Source organism: Terriglobales bacterium (assembly GCA_035543055.1).
In the GTDB taxonomy this organism is placed as follows: domain Bacteria; phylum Acidobacteriota; class Terriglobia; order Terriglobales; family Acidobacteriaceae; genus JAIQFD01.
Genome location: DATKKJ010000187.1, coordinates 1 through 3,085 on the forward strand (window position 1 = coordinate 1; position 3,085 = coordinate 3,085).

At 64.6% G+C, this 3,085-nt stretch carries 2 protein-coding genes; both read right to left on the reverse strand.

The genetic code is table 11. From position 1 onward, the window contains the following. Positions 1 to 253: 253 nt before the first annotated feature. Positions 254 to 1,834: an ISKra4 family transposase gene (locus tag VMS96_12635; protein HVP44273.1), complete on the reverse strand. Its 1,581-nt coding sequence runs from the start codon at positions 1,832 to 1,834 to the stop codon at positions 254 to 256. Continuing rightward, entirely contained in the window at positions 1,831 to 2,745 is a 915-nt protein-coding gene (locus VMS96_12640; protein HVP44274.1) for a Druantia anti-phage system protein DruA, read from the reverse strand. Before VMS96_12640 ends, VMS96_12635 begins: the two co-directional genes overlap by 4 nt. Between the last annotated feature and the right edge of the window lie 340 nt (positions 2,746 to 3,085).

The window sequence follows — 3,085 nt, forward strand, 5'->3', positions numbered from 1 at the left end:
CAAGCGCCCTGCGGCCCATCTGTGGCCAGGGGCCTGTGGCCAAAGGCCTGTTGGCCAAAGGCCTTGACATCGTTCTCTGGTTCCGATATAGGTACGCGGGGGTAAAGTTTGATGTCCGTGCACGCCTTGCGGGTCATCGCCAGGGCCATCGCGATCGCCGTTATTCCGCTGGCTCTGTTCGCGCAAAGGGTGCAGCTCTTTTGGATCTTGTGATTCTCTGAGTGTGAGGGAGCTTCGCAGGTGTGAGAGCTCCCTACGACTCTCCTTGTCTGGGAACGATTCTCAGCGTGCCGCGACGACTAGACCGGGATGAGTTGGCTACCGACGGGGCGGTTTCTGGCACACGGTGATCGGCGTAGCGCGAGGCGTGGTGGCGTTCATATTCCCGTTGCTCGTGAAACTGCCAATAGGCATCGAAGTCGTTGCTGGAGCGCAAGGCGCGCAAGCGGAGCACCGCTTCGGCTCCGCTTAAACTCCAGCGCGCACCCGTCAGGTTCATCCGGTCCTCGACCAGATGACGACAGGCGCCTTCAATGACCCCGGTGGCGATGGGAACCCCCTCGGCCAGCGCCTTGTCATACTGCAGGTACGGCGAGTAGTTGAGCAGATAGTCGGCGCAGTCGTCCACCGGCTTCCGCTCCACCACGGCCATCTCCCGAAGCGTGGCACTGCGGCGCATGCCCGCCGCCACCAGACTGGCCTTGCCGCGCAGAATCTCCAGCAGATGCGCTCGCGTCCAGCGGTCCTGTTCGAGTTCCTGACCGGGGAAAAAGGCCCCCGCCGCCTTCCACACATACTGCGCCACATGGATGAAGTCCACGATGATGATCAGGGGTATCTTCCGTTCCTCCGCCAACCGCTGAAGATGATCGATCTGCGGAAGATTGCCATCCACCAGCGCGACCCAGCGCTTCTGCCGCTTCGGGTCCCGACGTGCCGCTTCCTGGAACATCTCCCCGATCACCGCTTCCGGCGACTGCGCCAGGCTGGCCCAGACCCGTTTGTGTTCGGGCCGTGGCCGCGCGGGCCCCGTTTCCTCCAGCGTGGGAGACTCTGGCAGGATCTGTTCGGCCGTGCGAATAAACGGCTCTACGGTATAAATGGCAGCCACCGCGGCCATCCGTTTGGCATGCAGCCGGCGCCCGCTCCCCAGCCGCGCCGTGAAGGTCTTGGCCCGCGCCGCTGCCGCGCGCTGCGTGGGTTCGCGCAGATCCTCGGGCCGCATGACCACGCCCTTGCCATCCACCGTCAGAACCAGGATGGATCCCGAGTGGGGATCCGCGCGAGCGCGTGTCTGGCGATCCCCGTAAAACGCCTCGAAATCCTGCGCCGCCCGGATCACCAGTTCCTCGAACTGACGCTTGGGCACGTGCGCACCGGTATACACCTCCAGCGTCTTGATCCCCTCGTCAAACGAGCTCTTGGCCGCTTCCATCGCCGCCCGGCGCCGCACTTCCAGCGAGTACTTCTCCGGCGGGAGATTGAGCGCACCGTCGAGCGGATGCAGACTGGGTGTGTCTGGGGCTCGATAGCCGGTGCGGGCCACCTCCACAGCGCCGAAGATGCTCTCCAGACTGCGCTCCTGGACGGCGGTGGGCGTGAGCGGCGTGCCCGCGGCATCGCACACTGGTTCGACCGCCTGGCCCGGCTGGCGCAGGTCCAGATGGGCCTGCAGCAATTTTCGCAGCAACTCCCGCCCCATCCCCTCCAACTGTCGTTCCAGCTCACTATGCTTCACCTGGCACGCCTCCTTCGAACGTAGGAACTCGCTGATGCTCGCATAGGCTTGGTCCGCCCCGGCAAAGGGGTCCGCCAGACAGGGCAGGGCGCTCATGGACGTCCGCTTTCTCCCCGCAGGCGCGCCTGCGCATCGCGTCTCAAGGGATACACGAACACCCGCTTGGGCCGGGCACCGTGACGGCGATGCTGGCGATCCTCGCGACCGCGCCCACTGGTCTGCCCAATCTCCACCCAATTCGCCGCCCGGTAGCAGGCGCCGGTATAGCGCGCCGGGTCCACGAAGGTCTCCGCCAGCAGCGGCCTGACGCCGTATTGAGCCTGCCAATCCGCGGGCAAACGCCGCAGGGCCTCGGCTAATGTGGCACTCGCCAAATTTTGGATGTGGACCCAGGGCAGCAGCAAGAGCCGGCTGTTATTGACCACCTGCTGCAAATGGCGTGCACGGGTCGCTTCGTCCCACCCAATCCACCGATCTCGGGCCTGGAGCCGCCACGCCGCACTGGAAAACTGCAGGCCGCCTACCACCGTGGGCACGGGCCGGCTAATCCAGACCAGATACTGGAGGTGTGCGCCGAATGGCACTTTGTAGCCGAGCGGGTGATAGCGGCCGACCAGTTCACGAAACCGCTGCCGCGCCCCCGCGTCCGCCACACGCTCGACGCACACCGGGGCAAACGTTTCCACGCGCCCGCTCAGCGGCACGCCCGCTTCGCCCGCGGCCGTCCGCGGAATCGATGTGACTGACCCGACCGGTCGCGTCTGCTGTTTCGCGGGCAGGCGGAGCTGTCCCTGCGCTTCCAGCCGCGCCAGCAGCATGAGGCATTCGGCTTCCTTTAGCGAACCATTGGCACGCGTCCAGCCCACCAACTCGCTGACTGTGTTGGCCAGTTCTTTTCGACTCAGGCCCCGACAGGTGTCCACCACCTCGCGAATCAACGCGATCTCAGCGGCCGCGAACATTCGGCCGCCGCAGCGGAAACCGAGGCTGTCTACCAGGTTCGCCACCGCAGGTGCTCCTACGCCAGATCTAGGGTAGCGAACCGGAGGAGAAATGTCCAGCCCTGAACCGCAGAAAAATGTAGATGAGAGCAAAAGGGAGCGACGCCCCGCCGGTGTAAGCAGGACGTGTCATCCCAGAGCGGGCCCGCATCGCCGTATGCCCACCAGATATCCCGTCGGAGTGTCGATATCCCCCCTCATCCGCGCAGCATGAACACTCCCACACCGGCTATCCCATTGAAAGATTATGCATTAATCTCAAACGCAAAAGAGCCGCACCCAGCAGGTTCTCAGCGGCACGCCGCGCCTGCTGTGGTTCCTGAGAGTTCCGCTCCTGGCGACCATG

What these genes read in the sequence shown, in the direction of transcription:
- VMS96_12635 (HVP44273.1), bottom strand. Translation starts at nt 1,834, where the DNA reads ATGAGCGCCCTGCCCTGTCTGGCGGACCCCTTTGCCGGGGCGGACCAA.